General features: G+C 36.3%; 17 protein-coding genes and 1 other RNA gene. 10 read left to right on the forward strand and 8 right to left on the reverse strand.

Going from position 1 to position 16,794, the window contains the following annotated elements; all coding sequences use genetic code 11:
- Positions 1–420: 420 nt before the first annotated feature.
- Positions 421–960 carry an antirestriction protein ArdA gene (locus tag BAZ10_RS04535; RefSeq protein ID WP_078771048.1) on the forward strand — a complete coding sequence of 180 codons (540 nt, stop codon included), beginning with the start codon at positions 421–423 and terminating at the stop codon, positions 958–960.
- A gap of 180 nt (positions 961–1,140) precedes the next feature.
- Here the strand turns inward: BAZ10_RS04535 and ssrA are convergent.
- Positions 1,141–1,540, reverse strand: a transfer-messenger RNA (tmRNA) gene (gene ssrA / locus BAZ10_RS04540).
- Positions 1,541–1,754: 214 nt separating this feature from the next.
- On the opposite strand from ssrA, the gene BAZ10_RS04545 reads away from it, so the two are divergent.
- The 6 genes from BAZ10_RS04545 (at position 1,755) to BAZ10_RS04570 (ending at position 6,362) form a co-directional block, all read left to right on the forward strand.
- The gene (locus tag BAZ10_RS04545) at positions 1,755–2,519 is read left to right on the forward strand and encodes a hypothetical protein (RefSeq protein ID WP_078771049.1); all 765 of its coding nucleotides are present in this window, start codon (positions 1,755–1,757) and stop codon (positions 2,517–2,519) included.
- Positions 2,520–2,545: 26 nt separating this feature from the next.
- Entirely contained in the window at positions 2,546–3,289 is a 744-nt protein-coding gene (locus tag BAZ10_RS04550; protein WP_245803747.1) for a hypothetical protein, read from the forward strand.
- A complete protein-coding gene (locus BAZ10_RS04555) occupies positions 3,286–4,011 on the forward strand; it encodes a carboxypeptidase-like regulatory domain-containing protein (RefSeq protein ID WP_078771051.1) in 726 nt (241 codons plus the stop codon). Before BAZ10_RS04550 ends, BAZ10_RS04555 begins: the two co-directional genes overlap by 4 nt.
- 1 nt (position 4,012) lies before the next feature.
- Positions 4,013–4,798 (forward strand): hypothetical protein, encoded by a 786-nt coding sequence (locus tag BAZ10_RS04560; protein WP_078771052.1) that lies wholly within the window; start codon positions 4,013–4,015, stop codon positions 4,796–4,798.
- Between the two features lie 20 nt (positions 4,799–4,818).
- Positions 4,819–5,550, forward strand: a complete 732-nt coding sequence (locus BAZ10_RS04565; protein WP_078771053.1) for an SIMPL domain-containing protein — start codon at positions 4,819–4,821, stop codon at positions 5,548–5,550.
- Between the two features lie 149 nt (positions 5,551–5,699).
- On the forward strand, positions 5,700–6,362 hold the full coding sequence (locus BAZ10_RS04570; protein ID WP_165690090.1) for an SMI1/KNR4 family protein: 663 nt from the start codon (positions 5,700–5,702) through the stop codon (positions 6,360–6,362).
- A gap of 109 nt (positions 6,363–6,471) precedes the next feature.
- Here BAZ10_RS04570 and BAZ10_RS04575 read toward each other — a convergent pair whose 3' ends face one another.
- The 6 genes from BAZ10_RS04575 to pdxR all read right to left on the reverse strand — a co-directional run bounded on the left by BAZ10_RS04575 (position 6,472) and on the right by pdxR (position 12,506).
- On the reverse strand, positions 6,472–7,446 hold the full coding sequence (locus tag BAZ10_RS04575) for a ribonucleotide-diphosphate reductase subunit beta (RefSeq protein WP_078722329.1): 975 nt from the start codon (positions 7,444–7,446) through the stop codon (positions 6,472–6,474).
- A gap of 484 nt (positions 7,447–7,930) precedes the next feature.
- Entirely contained in the window at positions 7,931–8,551 is a 621-nt protein-coding gene (locus tag BAZ10_RS04580; protein WP_245803748.1) for a hypothetical protein, read from the reverse strand.
- 66 nt (positions 8,552–8,617) lie between these two features.
- Positions 8,618–9,211, reverse strand: a complete 594-nt coding sequence (locus BAZ10_RS04585) for a Crp/Fnr family transcriptional regulator (RefSeq protein WP_078771055.1) — start codon at positions 9,209–9,211, stop codon at positions 8,618–8,620.
- A 239-nt stretch (positions 9,212–9,450) separates the two neighbouring features.
- Positions 9,451–10,395: a ketopantoate reductase family protein gene (locus tag BAZ10_RS04590; RefSeq protein WP_078771056.1), complete on the reverse strand. Its 945-nt coding sequence runs from the start codon at positions 10,393–10,395 to the stop codon at positions 9,451–9,453.
- Between the two features lie 66 nt (positions 10,396–10,461).
- A complete protein-coding gene (locus tag BAZ10_RS04595) occupies positions 10,462–11,037 on the reverse strand; it encodes a Crp/Fnr family transcriptional regulator (RefSeq protein ID WP_078771057.1) in 576 nt (191 codons plus the stop codon).
- 50 nt (positions 11,038–11,087) lie between these two features.
- Positions 11,088–12,506: a MocR-like pyridoxine biosynthesis transcription factor PdxR gene (gene pdxR, locus BAZ10_RS04600; RefSeq protein WP_078771058.1), complete on the reverse strand. Its 1,419-nt coding sequence runs from the start codon at positions 12,504–12,506 to the stop codon at positions 11,088–11,090.
- Between the two features lie 101 nt (positions 12,507–12,607).
- Between pdxR and BAZ10_RS04605 the strand changes: the two genes are divergently transcribed.
- From BAZ10_RS04605 to BAZ10_RS04615, 3 genes are all read left to right on the forward strand, one after another.
- On the forward strand, positions 12,608–13,075 hold the full coding sequence (locus BAZ10_RS04605) for a cupin domain-containing protein (protein ID WP_021347083.1): 468 nt from the start codon (positions 12,608–12,610) through the stop codon (positions 13,073–13,075).
- A 19-nt stretch (positions 13,076–13,094) separates the two neighbouring features.
- Entirely contained in the window at positions 13,095–14,006 is a 912-nt protein-coding gene (locus BAZ10_RS04610) for a dihydrodipicolinate synthase family protein (protein WP_078771059.1), read from the forward strand.
- 146 nt (positions 14,007–14,152) lie between these two features.
- A complete protein-coding gene (locus BAZ10_RS04615) occupies positions 14,153–14,347 on the forward strand; it encodes a hypothetical protein (protein WP_034870634.1) in 195 nt (64 codons plus the stop codon).
- A gap of 56 nt (positions 14,348–14,403) precedes the next feature.
- On the opposite strand, the gene BAZ10_RS04620 is transcribed toward BAZ10_RS04615, so the two are convergent.
- Entirely contained in the window at positions 14,404–16,731 is a 2,328-nt protein-coding gene (locus BAZ10_RS04620; protein ID WP_078771060.1) for a glycosyl hydrolase family 95 catalytic domain-containing protein, read from the reverse strand.
- Positions 16,732–16,794 lie beyond the last annotated feature (63 nt).

Consider the following 16,794-nt stretch of genomic DNA (forward strand, 5'->3'; position numbering starts at 1 on the left):
ATACAACCTACAGTAACCACCCATACCCTTACTAGCATCAACTGACTGTAAAAAAAGCCAACGAGGTTATATATATTTATCTATGACAGTTCTGGGCTAAATTTAGCGTGCAGACACATGACCCACTATAAGAACTTGCCCTGTCTGAGCATCTAGTTTTTTCCTATACCCCGCCAACTTGAAAACTGTTTTTTGTACAGTTGTTTTTGTTATATACTCGAAGACTGTCAAAATATTTTTAAAACCATTGATTTTTAAACTAAACCCCTGTCAACTGGCATGGTTATTGACTTTATTACAGTACGTTAGAACGTTTTTCAGTTCTACTTTTCTACAGATATAAATATAAAAAAGCCTTGAAGTGCGGTAACACAACAAGGCAAAATCAATAAATCTTTAACGCAATTAAAAATCATTGACATGACAAAGTTATTAAATTGTCCTGATACTACCTGTATCTATGTAGGAACTTACAAAAAGTACAACGAAGGAAGTTTATTTGGTAAATGGCTTAATTTATCCGATTATTCGGATTACGATGAGCTACTTGAAGCAATGAAAGAACTACATCAGGACGAAACCGATCCAGAATTTATGTTTCAGGATTACGAATGTCCTTCTTTTATCAATTCTCTCGGGTTAATCAGTGAATCTTATATCTCTAATGACATTTATGATATAATAGGTCAAATAAGCGATTCTGGCTATGATATGGAAGTTATAGAATCTTTTATCGATTGTTTCGGAATAAGCGATTTAAACGAAGTTATTGACCGAATTAACGACTGTTATATTGGTGAATATTCGGATGATGAAACTTTTGTTCAGTCTCTTTTGGAAGAAACGGGAGATATACCGCAAAATATACCTTCTTATATTTGTATTGATTGGGAAAGTACTGCAAGAAATGTGATGTATGATTATAGTACAAGTAATAATCATTATTTTAGGAGTTATTAACTATATTTGTACTGTATACCTCTGTTATCTACATCTAAAGTTTATATAGCGTTAATTAACTTAAAAGAGATTAAGAAAATTGTGTTTTAAAAATTTGGGTACAACTTTGGGTACAAAAAGAAAAAAGAGAATTTGCAAGTGATTCATTTTTAGAATTTTACAACATTCTCTTTTATTAAAAAGTGGAGCTGGAGGGATTCGAACCCTCGTCCAAACAGGCAATACATAAGCCTTCTACATGCTTAGTTTTCTATTAATTGTCGGGAAAAAGCAGTGAGAAAACGCACAACTTTCACCTTATCTTCTGAGATTTTCGTGTACAGGCCGAAGCTTCCTGTACCTTATTTCCGCATTACTATATCCCGGAATCCAACGTCGCAGAACGAGACGATGGCGAGACATCTTGCTTCCTTACTATCTTCGGGAAACGCTTGAATCTACTAAACTTCGATTATTAAGCTGCAAGAGCGAACTCTTCGTTGCCAGTTAAAATTCTGTAGCAAGGGATTAAAGAGATCGCGCTACGGTTCTCTGCATGCTTACTTACCCATTGGTCCTGCTGTCGAAACCAGTCAGCCCCGTGATAAGGATTGCAAAGATAAGAAAAATACTCCATAATATAGAGTTTGCCTGTATGATACTATTCTGCTATCCTAAATCTTGTGCTCAGGTTACCTATCTTATTTTTCTGCTATGGTTGCAGCTTTCTTAATTTCTGTCAAACTCTGTTAATTCGGGTTAAAATACTTTCAGAATTCCTTTTTTAGAATAGTTTTGGATAAAACTTATTGCGGGTGAAGCTGACTTTATTCTTTATCTTTATTTTTTTGCCTTTTTTTAATATTATACATGCTCAGCAACGCATTAGTGGGTATATTTATGATGAAACAGGAAAGAGTCTTTCTGGAATCAGGGTTTATAATATAACCACAGGAGATGAAATAATATCGGGAGAACAGGGCAACTTTAGTATTATTGCCAACTCCGGAGATCAGTTGAGGTTTATTTCTGCCCATTTTGAAAGAGCTTTCAGGGTAATTTCGCATGAGGATTTTGGCAAAAACTTAACAATAAAACTTACTTCTGTAGTGCGGGAAATAGAGAAAGTAGAATTAGGATTTAAACCTACAGGAGATTTTTTGAAAGATATAAACAGGCTACCACGGAATAAGAAAAAAGAAAGGATGGATGAACATATAAAAGAATCCATAGCTTTGGGCGAAAATAAGATGATAACAAAACCTGTAGCAAAAATACCTGAATCATTCGACTATACAGGAATAGTAAAAGGAGGTTTTCCGGTTGGTGATATACGGGACAAAAGAGACAAATATCACCTGATGAATTGGATAAGAGAAAGCTTAGGAGAAGATTATTTTACTTCCATGCAAATTCCGCAGTCCAGAGTCGACAGATTTATTTCTTACTCATTGGTAGGGTTTGATATCTCAAAATTATTAAAGTACGGAATATATACCGACCAGGATCTGACAAATATAAAGGTACAGATGGAGGAAAAAAAGGATGATTTTATAAAGGCAATTAAAAAAAACAAATGAAACAAAATAGGACTACTGAAAAATATATGAAAAAGTTATTACTGTTTCTATCCGTTTTCTTATTCGTCTGGGGAAAAAGCCAGATGACCTTTTCCGGTAAAACTATAAATGATGAAGGACAGAATCAAGGCGGAATACAGGTATATAATATGAGAACCGGAATTTCTGTTGTCTCTAATTCTGAGGGGGATTTTAGCGTAGACGCCCGTCCCGGAGATGAGGTGCGGCTGGTTTCCACACATTTTGTACGTACAAATATCATACTGACCGAGGAAAATTTCAAAAATAAACAAACCATACAGTTAGCGCCGTTTGTAAAAGAAATTGCAGGAGTACAGCTTGACAAAATATCCATGAAAGAACGGGTTGCAATAATGCAAAATAATATAGGCCTTCCTCCTCCACCTAAAAAACCAAGAGAAGTACCACCTCCTACAGCAAAACAGGTGGGATCTTTAAGATATGCTCTAAGTAACCTTAACCTGAATAATCTCTACAAAAATTTATCCGGAGATGCTCGCCGTATGCGGTCTCTCTATCGTTATGAAGATGCTGAAGAAAACCTAACCTGGGTAACAGAGAGTTTGGGTAACGATTATTTTGAAGAAAATAAAATACCTAAAGACAGACAAAAGGAATTTGTCCAGTTCGTTATGGGAAAAGAAAACCTCCTTACTCCTATTAAGGCACGAAATATTACAGCTGTAGAATTTGCGCTTTCGCGGTATGCACCAGATTTCAGAAAACTTATTGATCAGAAAGGCCAGTGAAACAAAAACTACTTTTTATACTCTTTTTTATCAGTTATAGCTGTATTACAGCACAAACCTTTGTTTCAGGAAAAATACTGAATGAAGAAGACTCTCCATTGCCAGGTGTTCAGATTTTCAATATGCAGAACAAAAAAGCAGTTTATACAGATACAGAAGGCCGGTTCAGGATTGAAGCTTCTATAGGAGATGAAATAAGAATACTGACAAATCAGTACAACCGTAGAGAAATAATTGTATCCGAATCTGCTCTGAAACAGGAACAAAAAATAAAAATGAATCCCTCTGTACGGGAAATTGCAGGAGTAAATATTCTTTCTAAATCACAGATAGAGCACATGAAAAAGAAAATTGGCATTCCCGGGCCACCGGAAAAACCAAGAGAAAAAGTTCCTACCCTAAAAAATTCTGTAAAGATTCCTGTAATTCCGATAGGTATTGCTGTAAATCTCAATAACCTTTACAAACTCGTTTCCGGAGATGCCCGCAGAATAAAAGCCTTATATAAATATGAAGACCAGCAGGAATACCTGACCAAGCTGGTAATGCTGCCAGGAGATGACTTCTGGGAACAAAGCGGAATTCCTTTGGAAAAGCGTACAGAGTTTATACAATATCTTATAGGCAAAAAAATTATCAGCGGAAAGCCATCCAAAGAACAATTGGAGCTGGCAGCTTTGCCTTTTACAGAAGAATTCAGAAAACCAAAATCCAATCCATAATATGAAGTCAATTCTATTTTTTATGCTTATTGTTATTCCATGGAGCATCCATGCACAAAGTCTTCTGATAGGTAAAGTTGTGGATGAAAACGGAAATGCTATTCCCAATGCCTTTGTTATTAACATGAAAAATAATCAGAATCTTCTTGCTGATGACTATGGTGTTTTTAGTATCAATGCTAAGCAGGGAGATGAAATAAGGGTACTTGCAAACAGATTTGAAAGACAAAGCAAAATACTAAAAGCTGATGACTTCAAAGGAAAATTTATGATCAGCTTACTACCACGTATTCAGACTATAGAAGAAGTAAAAATTGGGTACAAACCAACAGGACATCTGGAAACTGATTTAGGAAAACTGTACAGAGACAAAGAGTTGGAAGATCTCAAAAAAAAACTGACAATGGCCCTCAATATGGCTCCTGACCCTAACGAAATCAGACCTACCCTGCGTATCCCATCCACTTTTAACAATCAAATTCCTCTTAGCGGTGCCAGCATAGTCATTGATCTTTTTGGTAAAAGAAACAAACCTAAAAAAATAAAGAATGATCCTGCACTGCGGATGATAAATAATGTTGGAACTATCTACAGCGCTATAGGTACACAATTTTTTGAAAGTCTTGGTATTCCTAAAGATAAGGTAACTGGCTTTATTGTTTTTGTACTGAAAAAGAACAATCTGGAAAAAGAGCTTAAAGAAAACAATTACAATATTATCCGCAATTTCTTGAGTGAGAATGCTGAAACTTTTTTAAACGGAATACAACAAAAATCTGTAAATTAGACAGATATAACACCAAACCAATGAAAAATTACATCACCGTAGGCATTGCAGCATTAGGTCTTATTATTGCCGCAGCATTTCTGGGAAATGCAATTAAGAACAGAAATAAATCTCAAAACACTATATCTGTAACCGGATTAGGAGCAAAGAAATTTACTTCCGATCTTATTACATGGAGTGCTTCTTTTTCCAAAAGTGGCTACCAGCTACAGGAAGCATATAATAATCTGGCAGCAGATCGCCAAATGATTCTGGATTATCTGAAGTCTAAAGGTGTAAAGTCTGAAGAGATTGTATTCTCTGCTGTAGATATTCAGAAACAATATGCACAGGTTATAGATGCTAATGGCAGTTACCGACAAGGAGAATTTGCAGGCTACAACCTTACCCAGTCTGTTTCTATAGAATCTAAAGAGGTTGGTAAAATAGAAAACCTATCCAGAACAGTTACCGAAATCATTAATAAAGGGATAGAACTTACCTCTTCCCAGCCGATGTATTTTTATACCAAACTTGCAGATGTAAAACAACAAATGATTGCCGATGCAACCAAAGATGCCAGAGAGCGGGCTAAAAAGATTGCAGAAAATGCAGGTTCCAGTCTTGGCAGTCTGAAAAAAGCCAGCATGGGAGTTATACAAATTACAGCACCTAATTCCGGAGAAGACTATTCATGGGGAGGTGCATTCAATACATCTTCCAAAGAAAAAGAAGCAAGCATTACCATAAAATTAGAATATCAGGTAGATTAATACCTTCTTTTGCGCTGTCACTAACTATACCTAATCATCTAACATTATTTAAATCATTGATAAATATTACATCAACTGTTATTTTCGTTATTTTTATATTCTACATAATCAGATCTAAATATATCAGAGATCATAGAGAAAATACACCCTTGAAAAGAGAAGGTGAAAAAAAAGAACCCCAAAGAATAAAATTCAGGAAAATCCTTCAAAAAAATCAATATTATAGTTCTCCGATTAAAGGAGCTAAATCTGATATTGACATAGCTATCAACCATGTTTTAAAGATTTCTGAATTGTATTTAAAGGATGAAAAAACAAAATTTACCGGCTATACAGAACTCGCAGTTATTAAATTCAAAAAGCAATATAAATTTGAATTTCCTCATGCATATATTCAGTTCTTAAGATACTTGGCTCCTGGTGAAATTACGATTTATGATTCCCAGAATTATTCCATAGAAGGATTAGAAACCCTTAATGACTCCTTTTCTGTTTTCCTAGAATACATCCGGTATGATCCCGCCCAATTAGAAAACAAATTTGTTTTTAGTGGCTGGCTGGGCTATGAATTTTATTTATTTGATATTGATAATTCTCAAGACCCTAAAGTTTATTACCTGACGTATGATGAACACGAAGAGGAGTTATATTGGTATGAGTATCCAACGTTTTCCAAATGGTTACTAAATTTAACATATAATTCTTTAGAAGTAAATCTTCAAATTGTAACGATGAATGATGAAAATGAAAAAATGGCACTTCTAAAACAGGGACTGGACGAAACGAAAGAGCTCATGAGAATTATAAACTGACAGAATATGGATTTTGATATAAAATTAAAATTCTCTCAAAGTATTAAATAACAAAGAGATCCGAACGTAAAAATCCGGATCTCTTTATTATATCATTCATTTAATTAAATCAGAATAAATCGACAGCGGTAATACTCTTATCGTGTTTGGTATAGTCCACTGGTCTTTTTGCAAAGAAATCGTCCATAGCATTGGCGAATACTTCTTCTTCAAACCAGATCATTGGTTTGTATTGTTCAGAAGTAATATTATATCGGGTTGCCATATTAATCTTTTTCAGACTGTCATCTACTCTGTACTTCATAAAGTTCAGCAAATCATTCTTTGAAAACACAGTCAATTCGCCCTGTTCAAAAATCCAGTCAAGAATTTCACCCTCCAGCATTACCGAATCGTCTACCAATTTATAAATATCTTCGATATCAGAATCGGTTAACAGATCTGGCTGCTCTTCCCTTATTTTATTAATCAGGAATATTCCTGCGTTTGCATGTACCTGTTCATCCACAGATGTCCATGCAATAATATTGGAAACATTTTTCAAATGTCCTCTAAACCTTGTGAAAGATAAAATAATAGCAAACTGTGAGAATAGTGATACATTCTCAATCAGAATACTAAATAGAAGGAGTGAAGACACATATTCCTTAGGCGTTGTAGAATTAGCATGTTTCAGAACCCCAGACAAAAAATCAATACGTTTTTTAATTACCGGTACTTTTACCAGGTCCAAAAAATTATCATTATACCCTAGCACCTCCAATAATCTGGAATAAGCTTCGGAATGTCTAAATTCACATTCTGCAAAAGTTGCTCCAAGGCCATTTAGTTCAGGCTTCGGCAGATGGTTGTAGAGATTTCCCCAAAAAGTTTTAACCGAAACCTCTATCTGAGCAATTGCTAAAAGTGCATTTTTTACTGCATTTTTCTCATGTGGTTCTAACTGAGAATGGAAGTCTTGAATATCAGCCGTAAAATCGACTTCGGAATGCACCCAGTACGATTTATTGATGGCTTCAATAAACTGAAGTACTTCAGGATAATCAAATGGTTTATAGCTTACTTTCTTGTCAAAAATTCCCATATAAATATATTTTAAAAATGAATAAATTCTGTTTTGGTAATCGGATCAGAATACACCTTTACTTTGGATTATTATTGCAACAATCAGTATTCTGTTCTGTATGTGTTTTACAAAATTCGAAAAAAACACCCTCTGCAAAAAGGAACTTTTCACAGCCCGACTTATGAAGTTATCCACAAACATCAAGAATATATCACGAACCCAACTTTAATACATTTTTTACTGGGAAAGCCTAAAGAAATGTCATCCAGCTGTTAAACGAAAAACAACAACTACCTGCTAACAAAAGCACTAAAACATAAACAACAAGGCTATAAAAAAGATTTAATGGAGATTTTAGATATTTTTAAGTACTGTTATGGGGTTCTGAAAACTATAATTTGTCCTGTAAAAAATATGAACTCAGTTTCAAAACAGGCAAAGGCTTATAGAGGTATCCGTAAATTATTTTCTACCGCCATTTTTTTCTTAGTCAGTATATATCCTAAAAGCTATATTTAGTGAAAACGCCTATATTTTCCAGCGTTTTTTTAGAGTTATTCCATTGATCTAAATTAATGGCAACACCGTAACTCAGCTTTTTTTGTTTCAGTCCCAGTCGAAAAAACTGCAGTCCTCTCTGATAACCATCAAAGTTAAGATTGGCAATAGCTAAAACATTAAAGTAGGCTTGTAAATCATCATTCAGATAAGGTGCATATTCTGCGGAAATTGATTGTTCCAGGGTAAATCCTTTTTGGTAAGTGGCTCCTACAGAATAGGAAAATGAATAAGTTGGCTTTGCAATCCGGTACTGAGCAAAGGCTGTAAAAAATGCTCCCGGATTTTTCATCCCAAACCCCGCATGAAATGAAATTTTCTTCGTCAGATTATAGGATACTGTATTTCTGATAAAAAATATATTTTCCCTGTCTTTGGTATATTCTGTATCGAACAGGGTGAGATTATTGATTTTTAGTTTATCATTAAACTGATAGCTTACATTATGCAGATAAGTGTATGACCGATGCCCTAAAACAATATCGGGTGTATATGTTAGCTGCTGTGCTTTTACCTGAAATAGAGGCAATGCAAATACTGCTATTGCCATGTGTTTAATCGTCATTATTTTGCTCTCTTTATTTACAGGAGCAAAACTAGATTGAACATAAACGATAAAAATTAAGATATCTTAAGAACGGTCTGCAATATGTTTTTTACGTAATGCACTTAGATATTCTATCGTAATTCCAAGATAAGATGCTATCATATACTGTGGAAAACGCTGCTCTATATCCGGATAACTGTTTACAAATGTCCGATATCGGGTATAAGCATCGAACCTCATATTTTCAAAAGTTCTTTCCTGTAGAATAAGATAAGCACCTTGCATTTTCAATCTCCAGAATTCCGATATTTTAGGAACTTCTTTATATAACAATTCAAGATTATTCCTATGAATCTGAACAAGTGTAGTATTTTCAACTGCCTGAATATACATTCGAGAGGCGCTTTCACTCAGATAACTGTACAAATCATTAATCCACCAGTTTTCAATTCCGAGTTGTGCCGTATGCTCACGCCCATCTTCATCTGTATAGTAAGAATGCAGGCTCCCTTTTGCAATAAAACGCATATGTCTGGAAACCTGTCCCGGCTGAATCAGATAATCCTTTTTATCCAGTTCTTTTATTTCCAATTTGGGGATAATAGCATTAATATCCGTTTCATCCAGAGGAACAATCTCTTTAAAATGCGCTATTAGCTGTCCAATAATTTTATCCATTCAGAAGGTTCACAAAATTAAAAGAGTAAATTTAAGTAAATATTGTAGTCCATAGGTAGCTAAAAGCATTTAACAACCCATAATTATTACGTTTCAGAATAATTCAAAAGAAATAACAGATCATTTTTCAGATTTACTATTCCTTACATTTACATACGAATGTCTAGGTCTTAGAGCACTTCGAGAACTCTTCGGAAAACGTATTGATCTCCCGAAGATTCTTCCAATATGTCAGCAAATTATTTCACCATATTTGCTTGTATTTCCTTATATATTTTTAGTGTTACAGGCGTATCCACTCCTAATTCTTTACCATAATTAATAACCGCTCCGCCAAATAATTCCAGTTCATTACTTCCTTTATCTGAATGAACATCAAGTTGTAAAGAAGTAGGTGTTTCCGGAGGGAATCCAGCTGCCTTTTCCATGGTTCTAGCAATAATATCTTCTGGCAAATAAATACTTTTAGCCTTGGAAATCAGTTTTACTTCTTCCATGATTTCTACTGCTTGCTCATTCTGCTCTTTATTAGTGCAAACTGATCCGATTGAAGAATTATGCAGAGCTGTGACAAGTCCAAAACTGGCAATAAAAATAAATTTCTCCCAAATGTCTGTCAGTGGATTATCTTTAAAATTATAATTAATATTACTTTCCTCCAATAGACTAATTATCCAGTCAATATCTGCAGATATTAACTGAGGATCACGTCCAAAAATAAGAGTACCTGATTTACCTTTATGCTCTACAATTCCTTTTTCTTTAATGTGCGACACTACATAAACACAAGATGGCAAAATCACGTGATCCGGAATAATCTTTCGTATTCTGTCATATATATCCGCACCATTCATCATAGGAAACAGAATAGTATCCGGTGTAATTACCTGAATAAGCTGCTGACAAATATTTTCCAGATCATATTCTTTTACACAAATAAAAATCAGATCCGGTTTTTTGATATCAGCGATATTCTCCAATACAACATTTGGTCTGGTAACAGCATTATCATGCTCAGGAGAAAGTAATGTAAGACCTTTTTCTTTTACAACATCATATGTTGCTCCTCTGGCGACAAACGTTATTTCATATTTTTCCGTTGTTTCATTTACCTGGTTCATTTTAAAACCAAAGTAGCCTCCAACACCGCCCAAGCCTATTACAACAATATTTTTCTTGCTCATATTTTTTTGATAAATATCTGTATTAAGTAGTATACAATTACTTGACAAATGCAAAGAAATTACAGGCTACACTCTTTCCCGCCTGATCCGGCTTAACGAACTATCTTTAATTCCCAGATAAGAAGCAATAATTTTCAACGGAACATGCTGAAATACACTAGGTTTCTGCTGTAATAAATTCATATATCTGGTTTTTGCTTTCTGACTGGACATGGCAATAAGCCTGTCATTAATAGCATAATAATTAATAACAAACAAAAGCCTGCTAAACTCTCTGAATTCGGGAATATTATGAAAATTAGATTGTACATTTTCTAATCCCGTTTCCCAGAAGCTACATGGTGTCACTGTCTGGTATACTTCTTTTGTAGGCTGTTGTCTGAAAAATGATAAAAAATCGTTGACAAAGCAAGGTGCCTCATATATATTCGTGGTAACTTCTTCATTATCCTCATTCAGGATATAAGAGCGCACATAACCCTTCTCCAGAAAATAAGTCTTGGTACTGATACTGTCTTTGTCCAGTAAAATTAAATTTTTGTCCAGCTCGAAATGATTGAAAGTCTCTGTTATCTTCTCAACAACTTCTTTTTTTATAGTGAACAATGAATGGAAATAATCATTGATAACCGATTTACTCATAAATTTCAAATAAATAAAAATAGTTTGGATAAAATACCTTTAGGAATACATTAGAGAAACTTTGCCAACTCTTTTATACCTTCTTCCAGCTGTTCTTCCGAAACCGCTCCGTAGCTTAGGCGTATACCTCTGTCATGTGGTTCCTGTTGATAATGATCCAATGCTACAATACGAATACCTTTCTTTTTCAGTACTTCCGAAACGGTATTCCAGTCTATTTGCTTTTTAGGCATTATCCAGAATGCCAATCCGCCCTCCGGAATATGATAGTCCACTTTACTTTTCAAATGTTTTCCAAGCAATTCGGCTGCAAAATCCCTTTTAGCTTTATAAAAATGGGTTGCCTTTTTCAAATGGCGCTTAATTGTACCATCATTAATCAATTGCAATACAGCCTGCTCCATAATCGCATCTCCTTGTACATCTATAATTTTCCTCAGAGTTCCCACCCGCTCCAGAAGTTCTTTATTATTACTAATCAAATAGCCTATTCTTAATGCCGGCGCAACAACCTTACTCATTGTCCCTATATATACATAGTTTTTGAGTTCTGTATAACTGGACAAAGGTAAAACCGGACGGTAGCCAAAGTGGAATTCATTATCATAATCGTCTTCGATAATACTAAATCCAAATTCATTGGAAAGATGTATCAGTTCCAGCCTTCTTTGCAAGCTTAGCGTTACTGTTGTAGGATACTGGTGATGCGGAGTAGTATAAACAGCCTTAATCTTCTTGCCAGACCGCAGATGCTTTGCTACCTCATCGGTAATAAGTCCGTCTTTATCCACATTAACAGGCAATATTCTGGCCCCCGCACTTTCAAAAGCTTTCCATGCCGGCTTATATCCAGGTTCTTCAACAATTACATAATCTCCTTTTTCAAATAATGAATGCGCAGTAAGATACATCGCCATCTGACTTCCCCGTGTAATACATACTTCATGTTCACTAGCCTGCATGCCACGCTGGTGGTTAGCCATTTGTACAATAGCCTTCCGAAATTCAGCATCCCCGAACTCATCTCCATAGCCCATCATTTGCCATCTTCCCTTTCTGCTAAAAATCTGTCTGTAGGCTCTTGCTAATTCTGCAACAGGAGCAATTTTACTATCCGGATGTCCGTCATCAAAATTAATCCTGAATACACTTTTTTCATTTTTCTCAATTACAGAATCATGTTTTGGTTTCGTTGTCTTAGATAAAACCGGGAGAATATCTGACACAAAGGTTCCCCGGCGTTCTTTAGCAACCAGCCATTCTTCATTTAACAGAACATTCAAGGCTTCTACTACTGTATTCCGATTTACTTTCAGATCCTGTGCCAGTTTACGACTGCCTGGCAAAGCCGTTCCCTTCTTCAGCCTTCCGGATTGTATATCTTCTATTACAGCATCAGCAATCTGAAGATATATTGCTTTATCAGACTGATAATCTAATTGTATTTCTAATTTCCACGGTCTCAACATCTGGACTATCTTATTTTATAAAAACTGTATCATTTCAATAGTCCAAATCTACAATACTTTTGTTAAGCAATAATGCAAAAACACAATTAATATTATCAATCATGTCAAAATCAGAAGAAACAAAACAATTCAGTTCCAAAGACTTTCACCAGACTTTTGCAAGGCCAGTCTATGTAAAGCCAACCCATGTTATCCACAAGAATGTGGAAAATGAAGGAGTCCACAATCAGTTTTCCACAGAAAGAAAACATCCGGTATTTTTTGTAGACCTTCCCAGTAAAAACGTAAGCATGACTATTGGCGGTTTACTACCCGGACAATTGACCAATCGTCACCGCCATACTTATGAAACCGTACTTTATGTAATAGAAGGAAAAGGATGGACCGAAATAGAAGACGAGCGTGTGGAATGGGAAGCGGGAGATGCAGTCTATATCCCATCATGGGCGTGGCACAGACACCAAAATACCAGTGATACAGAATCTGCAAAGTACATTGCTTGTGAAAACGCTCCACAACTACAGAATCTGGGCGTAGCCCTTCGTGAGGAAGAAGGAAGAGATTTATAATCCACATAAAAAAAACGAAATGAAAAATACTTTATTCAAAGGTGTTATAGCATACCCTATAACTCCGTTTGACGAAAATGAAAAGGTGAATATTCCGTTATTCAGAAAATTAACCGAACGCCTTGTAACATCAGGATCTCATGCTATTGCACCATTAGGAAGCACGGGAGTATTACCTTATTTGTCCGATGAAGAGAAAGAAGCTGTAACTGAAGCTACTATTCAGCAGGTTGCCGGACGTGTTCCTACCTTGGTCGGTGTATCTAACCTGACAACAGAGAAAACTGTATATCATGCACAATTTGCAGAAAAATCCGGAGCTACGGCAGTAATGATTATCCCTATGAGCTACTGGAAACTCACTGATGACGAAATTGTAGAACATTACGATGCTGTGGCCTCTAAGATATCTATTCCTATTATGGCTTACAATAATCCTGCAACAAGTGGTGTCGACATGTCTCCTGCTTTATTAAAGCGGTTACTGGAAATCCCGAACGTTACTATGATTAAAGAGAGTACGGGGGATGTACAACGCATGCATTATTTAAGAAAAGAGCTGGGCGAGGAAGTTGCTTTTTACAATGGCTCCAATCCTCTAGCCCTGGCTGCATTTTCTGCAGGCGCCAATGGTTGGTGTACAGCTGCTCCGAATCTTATCCCCGAACTTAATATTGGCCTATATAATGCAATACAGAACAATGATCTGGAAACAGCCCAACAGCTCTTCTATCAACAGCTGGATTTACTGAAGTTTATAGTAGCTAAAGGTTTACCTAGAGCTATTAAAGCCGGACTTCATATTCTGGGTGAAGACGGCGGAACCCTGAGAAGTCCGCTAAAGCCTTTGACAGAAGCAGAAACAGAGGAACTTAGACTTATTCTTTCCCGTACCCAGACTCCTGTTACAACTGCTGAAAAAGCCTTATAGAAAGCACTTTTGGCCTTTTATCATTTTTTAAGAAGCGCTAAACTATTCTTAAAAGTGTTAATTTACAGTTAAACAGCGGGTTAAGCGCATACAGGTAATGAAAATTCTTTGTAGGTTCGCAGTACTAACATTAAAACAATAGTACAATGAAAAACACGTTAATGGCATTATCACTAGTTCTTGGACTAGGTTATGCAACTGCACAACAAACAACTCCAGCACAGAAGAAGTCTGAACCTGCTAAAAAGGAAATGAAAGGACATGAAACTGCTAAAAAGGTTGAGAAAAAGGCTGAAAAAACAGCTCCTGTGAAGCAGGAAAAAGCTCCCGTAAAGAAGTAAGAACAGTTTAATTAATGATAAGTCCCGAATATTCCGGGACTTTTTTTTTATGGATATTATCGGTAGATCTGTAAACTAACCCAACCACCGGGTTTAAAGTTGATTACCGTTTTGTCTGTATTCAGAACCTCTGCTTTTGCATTTTTGCTTTCTACCAGTTGTATTTTTCCATTAGGCAGCTTTACATTCAATACTCCACCCTTTTCAGAAAATAACTTCACAGTAATAAGCTTTTCATTCTCGATTTTACCACTTACTAACACTGCTCCTTCCGCACGCAGATTAGTAAAACTCACATTTTTCCAGTCTTTGGGGATTGCCGGAAAAACTTCTATATATCCCTGTCGGCTCTGTAATAATAATTCGTGTACTCCCTGAGCAAATGCAAAATTCCCTTCCAATGTAAACGGACGGTACGTAAATCCGGAATATTGTCCTCCTTTCTGGTCTCCATTCAGGTGAAAACTATTTGGTGAGCAAAAGTTAGAGGCAAATATCTGTAATTGCTTTACTGCTTTTTCTGCCTGATAAGCCCGTGCATACAATGTAGACATCCATGTAAAAGAATAACCTACCCAGGCACGGGTTCCCAGCTTTTCTATATGCTGAATAGACTTATCTACAATTTCTTTGTCCTTAGGCCGATTTACGTCCAGTAATGCTAAAGGATAAACAGCCATATAAGGAGAGAAATGTCTGTGAGATGATTCCATAATCTGTCCAGGAGCTACTGTAAGTCCTGTTTCATTTACATTATAATCAGGCAGTTCCTCTAATATTTTTTTCCAATGCATGGCTTCATCCTCTTTCCCGGAAGCTTTCGCTATTTCCGAAGCTGCTGAAAACAGGAACCGCGCTAATGAAAGGTCATAATTGGTCCAGTCTTTAAACCAGGCATTAACAGAATTATCATTGTACTCCGGGCTAGAGCTTAGCGGTAATTTTCTCACACCATCTTTCAGACGGGTAATATTCTCCATATAAACAGCTGCATCATGAACATAGGGATAAGCTTTTTGCTGAAGAAAACGATCGTCCATAGAATATTTCCACTGCCAGTAAAAGTACTGAGCACACCACGCACTTACCGTGGGAGAAAGCGAGTACTGAATCCATCCACCCATAGGATCACCGTTTAGTGTAACAACTCCCGGAACGTTCAGCCCGTCTACGCCGAAATACTGTTTGGTATACTGTAGGCTTACCGGCCTTATCTTCCATAACCAGTCTGTAAAAGATACTGCTTCCTGCAAATGATTTCCTGTAAAAGCTGGCCAATAACTAAGCTGAGTATTCAAATCGTTATGAAAATCGCCTTTCCATGGTGGCAGACTTCCGTTGTCCGCTGTCCATACCGCCTGTAATGTAATCGCCGGCGCTCCCTTACGACTTACACTTCCCAGTTTGTATAATTCCAGATAATATTGTTTTTCAATCAATTCATCCGGAAGTTTTACCGAAGATTTACTCCAGAAATCCTGCCACCATTTCACATGGCTTTTCCATTCACCGGAATTCGTTATTGATTGCTGAGGTAAAGAAAGTATGGCCGGCTGGTTATCGGAAATTGTCCAACTCCCTGCCAGTTTATCTTTTCCTATTTTCTTCCATTTTACTAAAACTTCAAAAAATCTACCATTATAAGTAGGCTGATGATAGCGTATGGTATGCTCTTCTTCCTTAACCTTTCCTTTAGCATAGCCTAACTTTTCGAGACCTTCACCCGCATGGCTATTGTCACTCTCAGCTGTAGCAACTGAATTATAATTATGTACATCCAGTTTTGGTAACAGATCATTCATTAGGTTTTCATCAGTAATATGATCAAAACTAAAATATCCTGCCTGCTGGGTTGCGTGTATATAACTCTGGAAAACTACTCCGGAACTAAATTTCACGCTATGCAATGCCGTTGCAATCTCCAACTGATTCGAGATCACTGTTCCTAAATTCTTTATATCAAATTGTAAAGCTGCAGCAGGTAATTTTGTGGGATATGGTGTATTATCATAAGGCCAGTCCCCTATCTCCTGAACAGGCTTATAATCATTCTTCAGAACCTGCTGTTCAACCCATTTAAAATTTAGCTTGGAAATATCCAGAGCCTCTCGTTCATCCCATAAATCGGCTCTGTCCAGTGAAAGCCTTAGTTTCCCATTTTTCTCCCAGGCCAGAGATCCCAGTATTCCATTCCCTAAAGGGATACCTTCGTCCCAACGGATCGCCAGTTTTGTAAACTCAAGCCGATGCTGAGGTAGAGACTGAGCTCTGAGATCCAGAACTATAAAAAAAATAAAAATGAGGGTATTAAACAGAAAAAGACTCTTTTCTGCGGTAACAGAAAGCAACACTCTGTCACCGGAATCGGAGGGTGATTTTCGCATGGTTAATAATGGTATAAAAGTTTTTACTAAACTATGAAATTATTCTTAGCGAATAAGCTTTAA

It is taken from the genome of Elizabethkingia occulta, assembly GCF_002023715.1.
GTDB classification, from domain to species: Bacteria; Bacteroidota; Bacteroidia; order Flavobacteriales; family Weeksellaceae; genus Elizabethkingia; species Elizabethkingia occulta.